This is a genomic window from Bacillus cereus group sp. MG20, assembly GCF_040459885.1.
Classification (GTDB): domain Bacteria; phylum Bacillota; class Bacilli; order Bacillales; family Bacillaceae_G; genus Bacillus_A; species Bacillus_A cereus.
The window spans coordinates 4,573,772-4,590,383 of sequence record NZ_JARVHF010000001.1; the positions used below are offsets into that span (position 1 = coordinate 4,573,772).

Here is a 16,612-nt window from a genome sequence, read left to right on the forward strand (position 1 = left end):
ACATTTGGAGGAATTAAAATGTCAGCAACTACAACAAACTTAAAAGAAGCAATCGTGAACCGCCGTTCAATTCGTAAAGTAACAAAAAACGATGCAATTACCAAAGAAAGAATTGAAGAAGTGTTAAAAACAGCTTTACACGCACCAACATCTTTCAATATGCAAAGTGGTCGTATGGTTGTATTAATGGATGGAGAGCATGAAAAGTTTTGGGATATCGTTAAAGAAACACTAAGAGCCCGTGTACCAGCAGAAAACTTTGAAGCGACTGTAGAAAGACTAAAAGGTTTTCATGCAGGTGTAGGAACAGTTCTATTCTTTGAAGATCAAGCAACTGTAGAAAAAATGCAAGAAAATGCACCATTATATAAAGATCAGTTCCCATTCTGGTCTCATCAAGGAAATGCGATGTTACAACATACTGTGTGGATGCTATTATCTGCTGAAGGAATTGGGGCGTCATTACAACATTACAACCCAATCGTAGATGCTGAAGTGAAAGAAACTTGGAACATTCCGGCAGAGTGGAGCTTAGTAGGTCAAATGCCATTTGGTGAACCAAACGAACAACCAGCAGAAAGAACGTTCTTGCCTACTGAAGATGTAGTGAAATTTTATTAAGAAATACAATATGTAACGAGAAGGAAGCTGTGTTTAAAAACAGCTTCCTTTTTTGTAGTGGTGTTAATTTATGCGCATTTAGGGAAGAAATATAAGAAATAATACGGTGAGAAGGGAATTAGAAAAATGAATGATGAGAAAAAATATACAGTGGTAGGTACTGATGTTGAGGAAGTAAAGCGTTTAAATAAAAATTCAGGATTAACGTATAATCAAGTGAAAGAAATGTTAGCAAAGCAAATGCAAAAAAAGAAGTAATTAGATTGAAATCTTTCATTTTTTTATTTAGCATTTTGATTGGAGAGAGTTAAGTAAAAGGTAACTCTCTTTTTTGTATAGCTAAGCATCTTATAGAGTGGAGGAAGAAACATGAAGAAATGGGTAAAGGTAACGCTGTCTATCACTGGAGGCATTGTCTTATTAGCGTGTGCCGGCGGATATTACGTGTATAAAAATTATTTTCCAAAGGAACCTGAGCGTATTGTATATGATAAAGAAAGAGTGCTACAACCGATACATAATCAGCTTAAAGGAATCAATATAGAAAATGTAAAGATAAAAGAAAAAGAAGTCGTAAATGCGACTGTAGATGAGCTTCAAAAAATGATTGATGATGGAAAGTTGTCATATGAAGAATTAACGAGCATTTATCTCTTTAGAATACAAGAACATGATCAAAATGGAATAACATTAAATTCTATTACAGAGATAAATCCTAATGCGATGGAAGAAGCAAGAAAGTTAGATCAAGAGCGGGGTAGAAACAAAAATTCGAATTTATATGGTATTCCTGTCGTTGTAAAAGATAATGTACAGACGGAAAAAGTGATGCCGACTAGTGCAGGAACTTATGTATTAAAAGATTGGATTGCAGATCAAGACGCAACAATTGTGAAGCAGTTGAAAGAAGAAGGAGCATTTGTTTTAGGAAAAGCGAATATGTCTGAGTGGGCGAACTATTTATCTTTTACAATGCCAAGCGGGTATAGCGGGAAGAAAGGACAAAATTTAAACCCGTACGGTCCGATTACATTCGATACTTCAGGATCAAGTTCAGGATCTGCTACAGTAGTTGCGGCAGATTTTGCGCCGCTTGCAATTGGAACAGAAACGACGGGATCGATTGTTGCACCAGCGGCGCAGCAATCAGTAGTTGGGTTACGTCCATCTTTAGGTATGGTAAGTAGAACAGGAATTATTCCATTAGCTGAAACTCTTGATACAGCAGGACCTATGGCAAGAACAGTAAAAGATGCAGCAACGTTATTTAATGCAATGATAGGTTATGACGAAAAAGATGTTATGACAGAAAAAATGAAAGATAAAGAAAGAATTGATTATACAAAGGATTTATCAATAGATGGATTAAAAGGGAAAAAGATAGGGCTTCTTTTTTCTGTAGACCAACAAGATGAAAATAGAAAAACAGTAGCAGAAAAAATTAGAAAAGACCTTCAAGAGGCAGGTGCGATATTAGCTGATAATATCCAGTTAAGTGCTGAGGGTGTAGATAATTTGCAAACATTAGAATATGAGTTCAAGCATAATGTAAACGACTATTTTTCGCAGCAAAAAAATATACCGGTAAAATCGTTAGAAGAGATTATAGCGTTTAAAAAAAAGGATAGTAAAAGACGAATAAAATACGGACAAACATTAATTGAGGGGTCTGAAAAATCTGCTATAACGAAAGAAGAGTTCGAAAACGTAGTACAAACGAGTCAAGCAAATGCAAAAAAAGAGCTAGATAGGTATTTAGTAGAAAAAGGTTTGGATGCTCTAGTTATGATTAATAACGATGAAGTTCTTCTATCAGCTGTAGCTGGTTATCCGGAATTAGCGGTTCCTGCTGGATATGATAAAAATGGAGAACCAATCGGTGTAGTGTTTGTAGGGAAACAGTTTGGTGAAAGAGAGCTTTTCAATATGGGATATGCGTATGAACAGCAGTCTAAAAATAGAAAATCACCTAGTATATAAAAAGATTATATGAAAAATAACTGGAGTCCACCGAAATATGTTGGTGGATTCCAGTTAAACGAATCTAACAATATGAAAAGAAAAAAAGGATTCTTCTCAATTAGTAAGAAAGATTGTCTATAGAAGTTCATAAAATGTAATATATTCAATTTCCATCCATTGAAGGGGGAGGTTAATTCTTAATGAATGAAGTAAAGAGTTTTTTTCGAAGTAGAGGGTTTCAACGGTTTCTCGTTTTAATAATAGTAGCGCTTGTATTATATGCATTAAAAAGTATGATCAATTTAATATTAATTACGTTTATACTGACGTTTTTAATGGATCGATTTCAACGTTTTATTTCAAGAAAATTGAAAGTAAACCGGAAAATTGTTATTGCATGTTTGTATATAATACTAGTTTCCTTTATAGGCACAACGTTATATAAATATTTACCTGTGCTGACGATACAAATTTCACAATTAATTTATCAATTTAAACTATTTTTTCAAAATCCACCTGATAATGAAATCGTTAAATATGTACTTTCGACAATTAATGGGATGGAAGTATCAAAATATATAGAACAAGGTGTAGATGTTATATATCAATCAATAGCAAATATAGGGAAGGTAAGTTTACAAATATTATTATCTCTAATTTTAAGCTTATTTTTCTTATTAGAAAAAGAGCGTATTATTACATTCACATCTAAGTTTAAAGATAGTAAGTTAAAAATCTTTTATGAGGAAATTGCATATTTTGGTGAAAGATTTGCAAGATCGTTCGGAAAAGTAATTGAAGCTCAGTTTTTAATTGCCGTTGTAAATTGTATTCTTACTGTCATTGCATTAATTGTTTTAGGATTTCCACAGCTACTTGTATTAGCTGTTATGGTTTTCTTACTAGGGTTGATTCCTGTTGCTGGTGTGATTATTTCTTTGTTTCCACTTTGTATCATTGCTTACAACGTAGGCGGAGTTATGTACGTAGTATACATACTCGTGTTCATAACAGTAATCCATGCTCTTGAAAGTTATTTTTTAAATCCGAAGTTTATGTCTGCAAAAACAAATTTACCAATCTTTTATACATTTATGATTCTCATCTTCTCAGAGCATTTCCTCGGAATATGGGGGCTTATTATCGGGATACCAATCTTTATCTTTTTATTAGATGTACTTGATATAAATAATGAGGATGCGACTAAAAAATAAGAAATGATAGAAAATCATTAAAAGGTCATAGGGGATAATTAAGATAAAAAAGCAATCCAAAATAAATTGGATTGCTTTTTATCTTAATTAAAGAACCGGAGCCATTGTTTCTTTTAATACTTGAACAGAGTGATCGAATTTTAATTCTTCTTCTTCACTTAATTCAACCTCTAAAATTTCACGAACACCGCCGCGATTTAAAACAGCAGGCACCCCGATATAAACATCTTTTTGACCATATTGACCTTCTAAGTAAGCTGATACAGTTAATACACTATTTTCGTCGTTTAAAATTGCTTTTGTAACACGTAGAAGTGACATACCGATACCATAATAAGTTGCGCCTTTACGCTCAATAATATGGTAAGCTGCATCACGGACGTTTATGAAAATTTTGTCTAAATCTTCTTGATTATACGTGTTGTCTTTTTCAAGCAGTGTTTGTAGTTTTTGGATACCAACGGAAACATGACTCCAAACAGGAAGTTCAGTATCGCCGTGTTCTCCGATAATATAAGCGTGAATGTTGTGTGGACCAATATCGAAGTACTCACCTAACATATAGCGGAAACGAGCAGAATCAAGCGTTGTACCAGAACCGATTACACGTTCTTTCGGTAAACCAGATTCTTTCCAAGTTACGTAAGTTAAAATATCTACAGGGTTTGTTGCGATTAAGAAGATGCCATCAAATCCGCTATCCATAATACTGCGAACGATTTGTTTAAAGATTTTAGCGTTTTTCTCAACTAAATCTAAACGTGTTTCGCCTGGCTTTTGTGGTAATCCAGCTGTAATAACTACAAGGTCAGCATCTTTACAATCTTCGTAGCTGCCTTTCCATACTCTAGTTGGAGCTGGTGCGAATGGAACAGCATGACTTAAATCCATTGCTTCCCCTTCAGCTTTTGCCTCATTTACATCGACTAAAACAAATTCTTCAGCTACGGCTTGGTTAATCATGCAGTAAGCATAACTACATCCAACTGCTCCTGTTCCTACTAATACAACACGGTTAATACCTTTTTTCATTTCAAAATTCCTCGCAATTTCATTGATTTTATTATGTAAGATAATACGTCTTACTTCTATAGAGTCATATCTAGTTTATTACATTTTATAAAAGATATTCAAGTATTTGAAAATGTATCCGTGCAAATCCGCGAACAAAACATAGGAATTCAGTGAACCGAATATAATTCAGTAAAATCCTTTGTAAAAGGGGAAATGGCATGGGGAACCCATTAGCAATGGAAGAAATGCTTCATATTATTCATGCAGGGCTTGTTAAAAAGAATAACCCAAAACGGATTACGATTGCAGGTGCAGGGATTTCTGGATTAGTTGCAGGTTCTTTATTAAAAGAGGCTGGGCACGAAGTAACGATTATAGAAGCAAATAACAGAATAGGTGGCAGGGTGTATACGATTCGGGAACCATTTAGTGTGGGTTTATATTTTAATGCGGGACCGATGAGAATCCCTGACACCCATAAGTTAACCTTAGCGTATATTCATAAATTTAAACTACCTTTAAACCTTTTTATAAATAAAACTTTTGCAGATATCATTTATACGAATAACATTCAAACGAGATTGAATGTGTTTGAAAATGATCCAAGTGTACTTGAATATCCGGTTTTGGATAAAGAAAGAGGAAAAACGGCAGAAGAGCTAATGATTGAGGTATTAGAACCAATACTAAATTATATTAAGAAGGATCCTGATAAAAACTGGCTTATTGTTGAAAAAAAGTATAAAACGTATTCGCTTGGTTCATTTTTAATGGAGTATTATTCAGATGGTGCAATAGATATGATTGGGGTACTTCTTGATATGGAAGCTTATATGGGAATGTCCTTAATTGAAGTATTACGTGAAATGATTTTCTTTACTTCAACAACGAAATATTATGAAGTAACTGGTGGAATGGATAAGTTATCGAATGCATTCTTACCACAATTAAGAGAACATATTTTAATGCCGTATAAGGTTGATAAAATTATACAAGAAGATAATAAAGTAATGTTACAAGGAAATCATGAACAAACGTTAGAGCAATTTACAATAACAAGTGATTTTGCTATTATTACAATTCCATTTTCAGCGTTAAGATTTGTAGAAGTTCAGCCATACTATTTATTCTCTTATTTTAAAAAAAGAGCAATTCGTGAATTAAATTATATTGCTGCAACTAAAATTGCAATAGAGTTTAAAAGTAGATTTTGGGAGAAAGCGGGACAGTGTGGCGGTAAATCTATTACTGATTTACCGATACGGTTTACATACTATCCGAGTTATGGCATTCATACTCCAGGACCAGCTATCGTAATAGCAAGTTATACGTGGGCAGATGAGGCGTTAACATGGGATAGTCTCCCGCAAAGAGATCGTATTCGTTACGCATTAAAAAATTTAGCGGAAATATACGGTGACATCGTCTATAGTGAGTTTGTCACTGGAACATCTTTTAGCTGGAGTAAAAATCCGTATTCTTGCGGTGCATTTACAGCTTTCGAACCAGGCCAAGAGCTCGAGTTATTTCCGTATATTACACCACCATCTGGAAAAGTACATTTTGCAGGAGAGCATACGACATTAACACATGGATGGATGCAAGGGGCAATTGAGTCTGGAGTAAGAGTTGCATATGAAGTAAATGAACAGTGAATCTCTTATATTTACAAATGGTCATTCTTTTAATAAAATGATAAATATAAATCGTAATTATTACGCTTTGAATACATTTGAAGTAAAGAAATGGATGGTCGGTTGAATGAATAAAGTGGAGATTCATATATTAGGTGGTTTTTTAGGTAGTGGAAAATCAACATTATTACAAAATTTATTGTTAGCAGAGAAAAAGAAGAATAGAAAAGTTGCAGTATTAATGAATGAAATTGGTGAATACTCGGTAGATACAGATATTATTGGAAAAGAGAATGTTTTAAGAGAACTTCTTAAAGGATGTATTTGTTGTACATTAAAAGAAGAGCTTGAAATACAATTACATTCGTTATACCAACAAGAAAGACCAGATGTAATTTATATAGAAACGACAGGTGTTGCGCATCCAATTGAAGTGTTAGACGCGTGTGTCTCGCCAATTTTAGCTCCTTTTCTGGAAGTAAAATCAATTGTAGTCGTTTTAGATGCAGTAAGGTGGTTAAACCGAAGTATATTAAGTGCAAATGTACAACAGCTATTGCATGAGCAACTGAAATTTGGTAGTCACATTCTTGTTAATAAAGCAGATTTACTAACAGATGAAGATAAGAACACAGTATTTGAAGAAGTAGAGGCAATAAATGATCATGCGAAAATGTATGAGACAAAGTATTGCAATATATCTTTAAAAGATATAGAGGAAGCAGAATTTCCAAATGATGAGGAACATGAGACACTACATGTCAAACAGCATTTACATATACAAACGATGACGTATCAATTTACGAAACCGATTGAACAAGACAAATTATATGAATGGCTTTCGAATTTACCAGATAGTATTTATCGAGTGAAAGGTTTTGTGAAATTCCATGGAGATAAATACCCTCACCTATTCCAATATTCGTTCGGAGTACCAACTTTATTAGAACAAGACTTCGGTTTCCCGACAAACTTAGTAGTAATAGGAGAAGGACTAGATAAGAAACAATTGGCTGAAGGGTTAGAGAAAGTAGAACTTAACTCTAATTAAGGGGAAAAGACTAACTTAAAAATAAGTTAGTCTTTTTGTATGGTCATTACTGAAATGAAACAGTATTTTCAATTGGATTGCAGAATATATATTGATTGTATGTCCGTTTCCATTACATAGGAAGGTGATTATATATTTGTGCCGAATGTAGAGGGTACTACAAGAGTTTTCCATTATCTATCGAATTAGTTAGTCATGATTACGGACAGGGGATTTTGGCGTGTTTGATTCTATCAGAAAGTAAAGTATGGGGAGGATCACAATGTCGATGAAAAAACGTAAGTGGCTAAAGACAATGTTTACTGGTTGTGTTTTAGGTTCGTTATTAATAACGGCAGCTTGTTCAGGAAAGAAAACAAGTACAGAGGATGAAAAAACGATTAAGGTAGGAGTCCTTGCTTCTTTAACAGGACCGCTAGAATCGTATGGAAAACAAACAGTGAACGGATTTGAATTAGGGTTAGATTATGCAACTGGTGGAACTGGGAAAGTAGATGGGAAAAAGATTAAGTTTGTTGTAGAAGATACAGAAACGAAAGCGGATGTAGCAGTTAAAAAAGCTACGAAGTTATTAGAAGAAGAGAAAGTTGATTTTTTAGTTGGATCGTCTAGTTCAAGTGATACGTTAGCGGTTTTACCACTGGCCGGGGAATATGAAAAGATTATGGTTGTAGAACCGGCAGTTGCGGATAGTATTACCGGAAAGAACTGGAATAAATATATTTTTAGAACTGGAAGAAGTTCCTCACAAGATGCGATTGCAGGAGCAGCAGCAATTGCGAAAAAAGATGTAAAGATTGCGACATTTGCCCCAGATAACGCTTTTGGTCGTGAAGGGATTGCTGCATTTAAAGCGGGTGCGAAAAAATTAGGTGCGAACATTGTGAATGAGCAATACGCGGATACAAATTCAACAGATTTTACAGCGAATATTCAAAATATCATTAGTTCAAAACCAGATTATTTATTTATCGTTTGGGCAGGGGCAAATTCACCTTGGAAACAGTTGAAAGATATGAATGTGGAAGCGCAAGGTATTAAAATTTCTACAGGTGCGCCAGATATACCAGCATTAAAAACAATGGATGCATTAGTAGGTATGCAAGGTTTTTCTGTATATTATCACACACTTCCAAAAAATAAAGTGAATGATTGGCTAGTTGAAGAGCATAAAAAACGTTTTAATGGTGCAGTGCCAGATTTGTTTACAGCGGGAGGAATGTCAGCAGCAATTTCTATTGTAGAAGCCTTAAAGAAAACAAAAGGTGATACAGATGTAGATACCTTGATTAAGAAAATGGAAGGAATGGAATTTGATACACCGAAAGGAAAGATGAAGTTTAGAGAGAAGGACCACCAAGCGATGCAGACACTGTATTCTATCACATTGAAAAAGCAAGACGGTGTTGATTATCCGGTGCCAGTGTTAGAGCGAGAATTAACGATGAAAGAAACAGAACCACCAGTTCAAAATAAATAGACTGAATTTTCTGTTGTTTTTGTATAAAGAGGGGGACCCTCTTTATACATATTTCTTTCATACTCACGGCTTTAAAGGGAGGGATTTCGTGACACATTTGCTAGAGACGAAAAATCTTAGCGTATCTTTTGGTGAACATCATGTTATTAAAGATGTAAATTTAACTGTCCAAAAAGGAAAGCTCATTTCTATTATCGGGCCAAATGGTGCGGGGAAGACAACATTATTTAATTTACTAAGTGGACAGATTTCACCCACAACAGGTGAAGTGTATTTTAAAGGGCAAGATATTACAAAACTATCGATTTCAGATCGAACACGCTTAGGAATCGGTCGCTCTTTTCAGCTTACAAACATATTCCCAGAATTAACGGTACTTGAAAATGTCCGTTTAAGTGTTCAATCATTCGTACAAGATTACTATAGTTTTTTCCCGAGTTCAGCAAAATTAAAGCAACAAGTTGGAGAGGCGAGACGTTTCTTAAAAACAGTATTACTTCACGAGAAAGAGAACGTATTAGCGAAAGATTTGGCACATGGAGAGAAAAGAAAGCTAGAACTTGCGATGTTATTAGCTTTAAAAACGGATGTGTTATTACTTGATGAGCCGACGGCAGGTATTTCGGTTGAAGAGGTCCCTGCTATATTACAAGTGATTGAAAATATTAAGAAACATCCAGAGAGCACAATTGTACTTATCGAACACAAAATGGATATGATACTAGGTTTGTCAGATCATCTTATCGTTTTATTTCATGGAGAGTTATTGGCTGAAGGATTGCCAGAAGAAATTATGAAAGATGAGCGTGTACAAAGTGCTTATTTAGGGGGATTATATAGTGGCACTATTACAAGTGAATAATATAGAAACGTATTTAGATCAGTTTCATATTTTGCAAGGAGTATCTCTTGCTGTTGAGAAAGGGACGATTACTGTACTGTTTGGTAGAAATGGGGCAGGGAAAACAACGACATTACGTTCAGTGATGGGGTTTCACCGCATTGCAGATGGTGAAATTTATTATGATAGTGCAAAAGTAAGTGGATTACCTACACATTTAATTTCAAGGAAAGGAATAGGGTATGTACCAGAAAATCAAGGTATTTTTCATGATTTGACAGTAGAAGAAACATTCGCTCTTGCTAGGGGAAAAGGTGAGGAAGTAGAAGGGAAAATAGAGTGGATGCTGGAACTATTTCCGGATTTAAAGCAGTTTTGGAATAAGAAAAGTGGGCTCTTGAGCGGAGGGCAAAAGCAAATGTTGGCTATTTCAAGAGCGTTTATTAATAGTGATGGATTATTACTTATTGATGAACCGAGCAAAGGGCTATCCCCGATAATGGTGGAGAAATTAATGGTAGCTATTTTGAAGATGAAAGAGAAAACAACAGTTTTACTTGTTGAGCAAAATTTTATGATGGCTAGTCAAATTGGCGATTATTTTTACATTATGGATAACGGACGAATTGTTCATAACGGTTTTATGAATGAATTAAAAAAGGATAAGGAAATGTGTCATAAATATTTAGGAATCTCTTAACATGAATCCGAGGTGAAAAGGATGGATGTGTTAATCAATTTATTTGTAAATGGGATTTCAACAGGGATGCTCATTTTTTTGTTAGCATCAGGTCTTTCACTTATTTTCGGTCTAATGAGCGTTTTAAACTTTGCACACGGTGGTTTATTTGCATGGGGAGCATTTACAGGTGTTTGGTTATTTAATATGACAGGAAGTTATATATTAGCTTTAGTTGGAGCAGTAGCCATGGGAATGTTCCTAGGATTTATTTTAGAAAGGTTTCTTATTAGACCGGTATATGGAAATCATGTTCGACAGCTGCTCGTTACGCTTGGAGGAATGCTCGTTCTTAGTGAGTGTATTAAAATATTTTGGGGGCCAAACCCTATTAGTGCAAAATTACCGTTATGGTTACAAGGAAGTTTTACATTCGGGGGTATTATATTAATTAAATATCGTCTATTTGTTATTTTGATTGGGATAATTATTTACATTGCACTACTACTATTACTCAAAAAGACGAAGATAGGTCTTATGATCCGTGCAGGTGTAATGGATAAAGAAATGGTTCAAGCGCTTGGTATTAATGTAAAAGCGATATTTTCTTTCGTCTTTTTATTAGGAGCAGGGATGGCAGCTTTGGGAGGATTCTTATTAGCACCGTATTCGGGCGTTATTTTCGCCGAGATGGGCATGCAGTATGCAATTTTAGCTTTTATAGTAGTAATTATCGGTGGATTAGGAAGCGTACAAGGTTCAGCTATTGCTTCTTTAATTGTTGGATTAGCTGGTGCTTTTACAGCGTATTTTATACCAGATTTATCACTTGCAATTAATATGTTAATGTTACTATTTTTCTTAATAGTGAAGCCAACTGGACTTGTTGGTGAAAAGGGGTGAAATGGTGAACAACACATCGGACCGAATTAAAGTATACTTCGGAGTATGTATGCTCATTTGTTTAAGTGTATTTCCGTTCGTAAATGATTCACGGAGCCTGTTAATTTTGTTCACTCAAATCTTCATCTTTGCTATTTTTGCAATGAGTTTTGATGTATTGCTTGGGTATACAGGAATTGTATCGTTCGGTCATTGTATGTTCTTTGGGATAGGAGCATATGGGGTAGCGCTTTTATTTGATCGACAAGGCGTATCAATAACGAACTTTTTAATTGGAATAGTAGCTGCAATTATCATTTCAGCAATCGTTAGTTATATAATTGGTTTACTTTCTTTACGGCTGAAAAGTCATTTTTATGCGATGTTAACACTTGCTATTTCACAGTTGTTTTTCGTCCTTGCTGAAAAATGGCGTGGGCTCACTCACGGAGGAGATGGTTTTACATTTGGTGTACCAGACGTATTCCGTGATCGTTTTACGTTTTATTATGTAACACTTATATGTTTACTTATCATTTTTGTTCTCTTACGTCTTTTCACCAAATCTTCTATTGGAAAAGTATTAAAAGCAATTTCACAAAATGAGCAACGTGTTGAAGCACTAGGATATAAAGTGCTTCATTATAAAATTATTGCTAGCATTGTTGCAGGAGTAGTAGCTGCGATTAGCGGTGGTTTATTTGTTATTACATTACGCTTTGTCAATACGACTGTATTTTCAATTGAAATGACACTAAATGCACTCTTAATGACAATGATTGGAGGAGTCGGAACATTAATTGGAGCTATTGCTGGGTCTGGGATTATTGAATCACTAAAATATTATTTATCAGAACTAGCGACGGAATATCCGATTTTTGAAAGATGGACGATTATTCTAGGTTTATTGTATATTATCGTGCTACTCGTTTTTCCGAAAGGATTGGTTGGGACGGTTAAGAAATTGAAGAGTTTTAAAAGGAATAAGAAGGAGAAAAGTACAGAAGTGGAGCAAAACGTGTGAAAAATCAATTGTATACAAAATAAAAATCCCTCTTTTATATTCGTTAAAGAGGGATTTTTATTTTGAAAAAAGTATGTAATCAAAGTCATTTTATTAACCAAATAGTTCATCAGGGATTTGTTTAAAAGAGTTTTGATTTGTAAAAAAATGAACAGCTAATTTCTCAATTGGAACATCTTCAATTGGTACCAATTTATCATTTTTAATCGGTAAAAAAGCTATTCCTTTTCCATCATCAATAAACGCTTCCATAAGCGAATAAGAATCCAACTGTTGAAGTTGTTGCTGAGATAGATTATTTTCTTTTAGAAATTGTATTGTCTTATTCCTAAAAGGGCACTTTTTGTCATTGCTAACGAAGAAAATTTCTTTTGAATAATCAATGGTACATTTTTCTTTCGCTTTTAATAAGCCTACAGAAATTGAGGTTGTGAACACTTTTTTAAACGATGCGTCAGGATAATCCTCATAAGTTATGACCATATCAACTTTTTGTTGCTGCAGTAATTTTTGCAAATGACTACTACTTTCTACATATATTTGATAATTTCTGAAATTTACTTTAATACGCTTACTTAAATAATTTGTCAAAATAGATTGTGACGTCGCTATTATATAAGAAGAACCACTCGTTTTAATTTCATCTTTTACTTCTTCTAATAGAGTTAATATTTTATTCGTGTAATCTAATAAAATGTCACCAGCAGGTAACAAGGAAACACCTTTGTTATCTCTATGTAGTAAAGGTGTTTCTAACTCTTGTTCTAATTTTTTAATTCGCTCAGTTACGTTCGGTTGAACATATCCTAACTCTTTAGCAGCTTTACTAATAGAACCCTCACTGGCTACAGTTTTGAATATAATAAGATCATTTATTTCCAAGTATCTCAGCCCCTTATGCACTATCATTATAAATGATACCAAACATAATTTATACCTATTTTACGTTAGCCACTTATCGATTTATCATAATGTATATAAGATTGAAAGTGAGTGATAAACATGATTGGAATGCAATATAAGGTCATTCTTCCAAAGGATTATGACATGGAGATTATTAAGAAAAGGGTAAAGGATAATGGCTATAAAACTGATGGTTTCCAAGAACTAAATTTTAAAGCTTATTTAATTACGGAAACGGAGAAAAACGGGAATTTTTATAACTGCTATGCACCTTTATATATTTGGAATGGTCATGAAGGGATGAATAAATTTATCTTTGAAGGGTATTACGATAACATTTTACAATCTTTTGGATGGCAACAAATACATATAGGTGTTCCATTAATGGTTAATCTAAGTGATGGATTTAAGAAAAGTAGATATGTTGTTGAATATGCAGGAAGTATTTCTCAAAGTAAAACGTTGATTGGGACTCAATTAAACATGATGAATGAAGATGTACAAAACAACGAAAAGTGTTTAGGGAATGTAATCGTTTATAATCCGGATAAATGGGGATATAGTAGGTTTGAGTTTTATGAAGAGAAGCCTGATATTGTAGTAAATAAGGGTGTTACAGTATATGAGATTTTACACATTTCACGATGAAATTTTGTTGTATATTAAAAATAAGAAAAGGAATGAAAGTCTATGCCTTTTGTGAAGATTTATTATTCTGAAAACAAATTAAATGAAGAAGAGTTGGAAAAAATGGGTGAATGTATCCATCTTTCATTAATTGAACATTTTAACATCCCTGAAAATGATTATTTTCAAATGTTCTTACCTTACCAACAAAACAAATTTTTATATAATCCATATTATTTGTTGGAAAGAGGAGAAAAGAGAACAGAGAATATGATTTATGTTTCTATTACATGTGGACCGGGAAGAACGGTGCAACAGAAAAAAGATTTGTATCAATCGGTATCCTTAAAAATAACGGAATATTCCGACGTTAAAACTTCGGATATTTTTATTACACTAAATGAGACAGCTGCTGAAAACTGGTCATTTGGTCAAGGGATAGCACAAATGGTGAAAATAAAGGGAGAAAAAAATGAAAAATGAACTTATTGAAGTACATATTAAAAAGAAAATGAGAGAAATGTCACCTGCATTTGCTCATTATAGTGAAAAGATATTATTTGAGGAAGTGTGGCGGGATGCCACTTTAACATAAAGAGAAAGAAGTTTGTGTACTGTGTCAGCACTAATCAGTCTCGGTAATACAGAACAATTACAATTTCATCTGAAGCTAGCTAAACAAAATGGGGTTATGGAGAATGAATTGGTTGCATTAATAACACATATGGCTTTTTACGTTGGTTGGCCAAAAGCTATGGCAGCTTTAAATATAGTAATGAATGAAATGAAAAGTTAAGAATAATGATAAGTAAGAATTCATGTTTATATGAATTCTTACTTATCATTATTTATGCAATACTCTATCGCTATATTTATTACATTTTATCTTGCTTTTTTATCACTTGCGTAGTAAAGTGATAGTAAGATGAACGCTAGGAAGTGATGAAACATGCGTGATAATACGATAGGATCATTAATATGGTTACGTTTAATACGATTTACGAACCAAAGTAATCAAATGTCAAATGAGTTTTTAAAACGTTTTGATTTAACGACAGCTCAATTTGATGTGCTTTTGCAAATACGTACGTATCAACCACTCACACAAATGGAGTTAGCTGAAAAGGTAACTGTTACACAAGGTGGCATTTCTCGAATGTTAACTCGTCTTGAAAAAGAAGGATATATTGTACGAAAACAAGATTGGAAAACGAAAACAATTAGTCTTACAGAGCAAGGAGAAGCTGCTTTAGAGAGAGCATTGCCAGAGCAACTTGCATTTCAATCTTCGTTTTTTGATGATGTATTAAATGAAGAAGAGCAGAAAATATTATACGAGCTGATGACGAAAGTTCATAAGCATAGCGAAAAAAAAGAATTACCGCAAGAGTAATTTTTTTTACCTCATCAATTGACTAATCAAGTGATGAGGTAGGTAATACGGAGATATACTTGACTTACCAACGTTTTTAGAAGAAAAACTAATACTACATTATTAAAGGGGAGAGTAACTATGGAAAAATACCGTATAGATACAAGAAAAGGAATTGAGTTTGGGTTATATTCAATTGGCGATCATGTTTTAAATCCACATAATGGGGAGAAAATTACGCCAGAAAAAAGAATTCACGAACTAATTGAAACAGCTAAGTTAGCAGATGAGGCAGGGCTTGATGTGTTTGCTGTAGGCGAAAGTCATCAAACGCATTTTACAACGCAAGCTCATACAGTTATTTTAGGTGCGGTCGCGCAAGCTACGAAAAATATAAAAATTGCAAGTTCCGCAACGATATTAAGTACATCTGACCCAGTTCGAGTATATGAGGATTTCGCTACCATTGACTTGATTTCTAATGGTCGTGCTGAAATCGTAGCTGGTCGTGGATCTCGTATTGGAGGATATAGTTTACTTGGTTATGATGTGAATGATTATGAAGAGTTATTTGAAGAGAAGATGGATCTTTTATTAAAAATTAATAAAGAGGAACATGTAACATGGAATGGGCAGTTCAGAGCACCACTTGAGCATGCTTCAGTTATCCCTAGAGCTAAAAATAATAACCTGCCAATTTGGCGTGCGGTTGGTGGACCGCCAGCTAGTGCAATTAAAGCAGGACGTGCAGGTGTGCCAATGATGATAACAACACTTGGTGGTCCAGCAATTAACTTTAAAGTGTCAGTAGATGCTTACCGCGAGGCTGCTCAGCAAAGTGGATTTGATCCAGCTAGTTTACCAGTTGCGACAACGAGTTTATTTTATACGGCAAAAAATTCACAAGATGCACTTAGTGAATATTACCCTCACATTAATGCTGGTATGCTTACACTGCGCGGTGGTGGGTATCCGAAACAGCAATTTACAAATGCAATAGATTACCGCGATGCTTTAATGATTGGTAGCCCACAACAAATCATTGAGAAAATGCTTTACCAATATGAATTGTTTGGCCAACAACGCTTTATGGCACAAATTGATTTTGGCGGTGTACCATTTGATAAAATTGAGAAAAATATTGAATTAATTGCTACTGAAATATTACCAGCCGTTAGAAAACATACAGCAAAATAAATAAAAAAACTGGGAGTCTAATTGACTCTCAGTTTTTTTATTTGTTATGGAAAAATGAACTTTTAGTCGAGGGAGAGGGAAGTTATTTTCTATTTTTGAATAACATTATTT

At 34.1% G+C, this 16,612-nt stretch carries 17 protein-coding genes and 1 pseudogene; 16 read left to right on the plus strand and 2 right to left on the minus strand.

The window, feature by feature from the left end:
• Nucleotides 1-18 precede the first annotated feature (18 nt).
• From QCI81_RS23515 to QCI81_RS23530, 4 genes are all read left to right on the plus strand, one after another.
• Nucleotides 19-621 carry a nitroreductase family protein gene (locus QCI81_RS23515; protein ID WP_001277021.1) on the plus strand — a complete coding sequence of 201 codons (603 nt, stop codon included), beginning with the start codon at nt 19-21 and terminating at the stop codon, nt 619-621.
• Nucleotides 622-747: 126 nt separating this feature from the next.
• Nucleotides 748-879: a hypothetical protein gene (locus QCI81_RS23520; protein ID WP_000997344.1), complete on the plus strand. Its 132-nt coding sequence runs from the start codon at nt 748-750 to the stop codon at nt 877-879.
• A gap of 111 nt (nt 880-990) precedes the next feature.
• On the plus strand, nt 991-2,601 hold the full coding sequence (locus tag QCI81_RS23525; RefSeq protein WP_071730975.1) for an amidase family protein: 1,611 nt from the start codon (nt 991-993) through the stop codon (nt 2,599-2,601).
• A 182-nt stretch (nt 2,602-2,783) separates the two neighbouring features.
• A complete protein-coding gene (locus tag QCI81_RS23530; protein WP_001006602.1) occupies nt 2,784-3,797 on the plus strand; it encodes an AI-2E family transporter in 1,014 nt (337 codons plus the stop codon).
• An 87-nt stretch (nt 3,798-3,884) separates the two neighbouring features.
• Here QCI81_RS23530 and QCI81_RS23535 read toward each other — a convergent pair whose 3' ends face one another.
• Complete coding sequence (locus QCI81_RS23535) at nt 3,885-4,829, minus strand: L-lactate dehydrogenase (RefSeq protein ID WP_000715322.1); 945 nt, start codon at nt 4,827-4,829, stop codon at nt 3,885-3,887.
• 200 nt (nt 4,830-5,029) lie between these two features.
• Here QCI81_RS23535 and QCI81_RS23540 point away from each other — a divergent pair, with 200 nt between their 5' ends.
• The 7 genes from QCI81_RS23540 to QCI81_RS23570 all read left to right on the plus strand — a co-directional run bounded on the left by QCI81_RS23540 (nt 5,030) and on the right by QCI81_RS23570 (nt 12,402).
• Nucleotides 5,030-6,466 carry a flavin monoamine oxidase family protein gene (locus QCI81_RS23540; RefSeq protein ID WP_000528004.1) on the plus strand — a complete coding sequence of 479 codons (1,437 nt, stop codon included), beginning with the start codon at nt 5,030-5,032 and terminating at the stop codon, nt 6,464-6,466.
• A gap of 106 nt (nt 6,467-6,572) precedes the next feature.
• Entirely contained in the window at nt 6,573-7,496 is a 924-nt protein-coding gene (locus QCI81_RS23545) for a CobW family GTP-binding protein (protein ID WP_001044937.1), read from the plus strand.
• Nucleotides 7,497-7,758: 262 nt separating this feature from the next.
• Complete coding sequence (locus QCI81_RS23550) at nt 7,759-8,976, plus strand: substrate-binding domain-containing protein (protein ID WP_000062000.1); 1,218 nt, start codon at nt 7,759-7,761, stop codon at nt 8,974-8,976.
• An 88-nt stretch (nt 8,977-9,064) separates the two neighbouring features.
• Nucleotides 9,065-9,838: an ABC transporter ATP-binding protein gene (locus tag QCI81_RS23555; protein ID WP_000149328.1), complete on the plus strand. Its 774-nt coding sequence runs from the start codon at nt 9,065-9,067 to the stop codon at nt 9,836-9,838.
• Nucleotides 9,816-10,517, plus strand: coding sequence for an ABC transporter ATP-binding protein (locus tag QCI81_RS23560; RefSeq protein WP_001196696.1), 702 nt, complete (start codon nt 9,816-9,818; stop codon nt 10,515-10,517). The genes QCI81_RS23555 and QCI81_RS23560 overlap by 23 nt, the downstream gene beginning before the upstream one ends.
• 21 nt (nt 10,518-10,538) lie before the next feature.
• A complete protein-coding gene (locus QCI81_RS23565; RefSeq protein ID WP_000382787.1) occupies nt 10,539-11,399 on the plus strand; it encodes a branched-chain amino acid ABC transporter permease in 861 nt (286 codons plus the stop codon).
• A 49-nt stretch (nt 11,400-11,448) separates the two neighbouring features.
• Nucleotides 11,449-12,402 carry a branched-chain amino acid ABC transporter permease gene (locus tag QCI81_RS23570; protein ID WP_003274156.1) on the plus strand — a complete coding sequence of 318 codons (954 nt, stop codon included), beginning with the start codon at nt 11,449-11,451 and terminating at the stop codon, nt 12,400-12,402.
• A gap of 93 nt (nt 12,403-12,495) precedes the next feature.
• On the opposite strand, the gene QCI81_RS23575 is transcribed toward QCI81_RS23570, so the two are convergent.
• Complete coding sequence (locus tag QCI81_RS23575; protein ID WP_063547076.1) at nt 12,496-13,284, minus strand: LysR family transcriptional regulator; 789 nt, start codon at nt 13,282-13,284, stop codon at nt 12,496-12,498.
• 120 nt (nt 13,285-13,404) lie between these two features.
• On the opposite strand from QCI81_RS23575, the gene QCI81_RS23580 reads away from it, so the two are divergent.
• The 5 genes and pseudogenes from QCI81_RS23580 to QCI81_RS23600 all read left to right on the plus strand — a co-directional run bounded on the left by QCI81_RS23580 (nt 13,405) and on the right by QCI81_RS23600 (nt 16,501).
• On the plus strand, nt 13,405-13,953 hold the full coding sequence (locus QCI81_RS23580; protein WP_071730977.1) for a DUF4865 family protein: 549 nt from the start codon (nt 13,405-13,407) through the stop codon (nt 13,951-13,953).
• 42 nt (nt 13,954-13,995) lie between these two features.
• Complete coding sequence (locus QCI81_RS23585; protein WP_071730979.1) at nt 13,996-14,415, plus strand: tautomerase family protein; 420 nt, start codon at nt 13,996-13,998, stop codon at nt 14,413-14,415.
• Nucleotides 14,405-14,728, plus strand: a pseudogene (locus tag QCI81_RS23590) (carboxymuconolactone decarboxylase family protein). Before QCI81_RS23585 ends, QCI81_RS23590 begins: the two are co-directional and overlap by 11 nt.
• 153 nt (nt 14,729-14,881) lie before the next feature.
• Nucleotides 14,882-15,325, plus strand: coding sequence for a MarR family winged helix-turn-helix transcriptional regulator (locus tag QCI81_RS23595; protein WP_001205523.1), 444 nt, complete (start codon nt 14,882-14,884; stop codon nt 15,323-15,325).
• Nucleotides 15,326-15,445: 120 nt separating this feature from the next.
• Complete coding sequence (locus QCI81_RS23600) at nt 15,446-16,501, plus strand: LLM class flavin-dependent oxidoreductase (protein ID WP_000417549.1); 1,056 nt, start codon at nt 15,446-15,448, stop codon at nt 16,499-16,501.
• Nucleotides 16,502-16,612 lie beyond the last annotated feature (111 nt).

Bases quoted from the DNA above. Each gene is read 5' to 3' on its own strand.
- QCI81_RS23515 (WP_001277021.1), top strand. From the start codon at position 19: ATGTCAGCAACTACAACAAACTTAAAAGAAGCAATCGTGAACCGCCGT.
- QCI81_RS23520 (WP_000997344.1), top strand. From the start codon at position 748: ATGAATGATGAGAAAAAATATACAGTGGTAGGTACTGATGTTGAGGAA.
- QCI81_RS23525 (WP_071730975.1), top strand. From the start codon at position 991: ATGAAGAAATGGGTAAAGGTAACGCTGTCTATCACTGGAGGCATTGTC.
- QCI81_RS23530 (WP_001006602.1), top strand. From the start codon at position 2,784: ATGAATGAAGTAAAGAGTTTTTTTCGAAGTAGAGGGTTTCAACGGTTT.
- QCI81_RS23535 (WP_000715322.1), bottom strand. From the start codon at position 4,829: ATGAAAAAAGGTATTAACCGTGTTGTATTAGTAGGAACAGGAGCAGTT.
- QCI81_RS23540 (WP_000528004.1), top strand. From the start codon at position 5,030: ATGGGGAACCCATTAGCAATGGAAGAAATGCTTCATATTATTCATGCA.
- QCI81_RS23545 (WP_001044937.1), top strand. From the start codon at position 6,573: ATGAATAAAGTGGAGATTCATATATTAGGTGGTTTTTTAGGTAGTGGA.
- QCI81_RS23550 (WP_000062000.1), top strand. From the start codon at position 7,759: ATGTCGATGAAAAAACGTAAGTGGCTAAAGACAATGTTTACTGGTTGT.
- QCI81_RS23565 (WP_000382787.1), top strand. From the start codon at position 10,539: ATGGATGTGTTAATCAATTTATTTGTAAATGGGATTTCAACAGGGATG.
- QCI81_RS23570 (WP_003274156.1), top strand. From the start codon at position 11,449: ATGCTCATTTGTTTAAGTGTATTTCCGTTCGTAAATGATTCACGGAGC.
- QCI81_RS23580 (WP_071730977.1), top strand. From the start codon at position 13,405: ATGATTGGAATGCAATATAAGGTCATTCTTCCAAAGGATTATGACATG.
- QCI81_RS23585 (WP_071730979.1), top strand. From the start codon at position 13,996: ATGCCTTTTGTGAAGATTTATTATTCTGAAAACAAATTAAATGAAGAA.
- QCI81_RS23595 (WP_001205523.1), top strand. From the start codon at position 14,882: ATGCGTGATAATACGATAGGATCATTAATATGGTTACGTTTAATACGA.
- QCI81_RS23600 (WP_000417549.1), top strand. From the start codon at position 15,446: ATGGAAAAATACCGTATAGATACAAGAAAAGGAATTGAGTTTGGGTTA.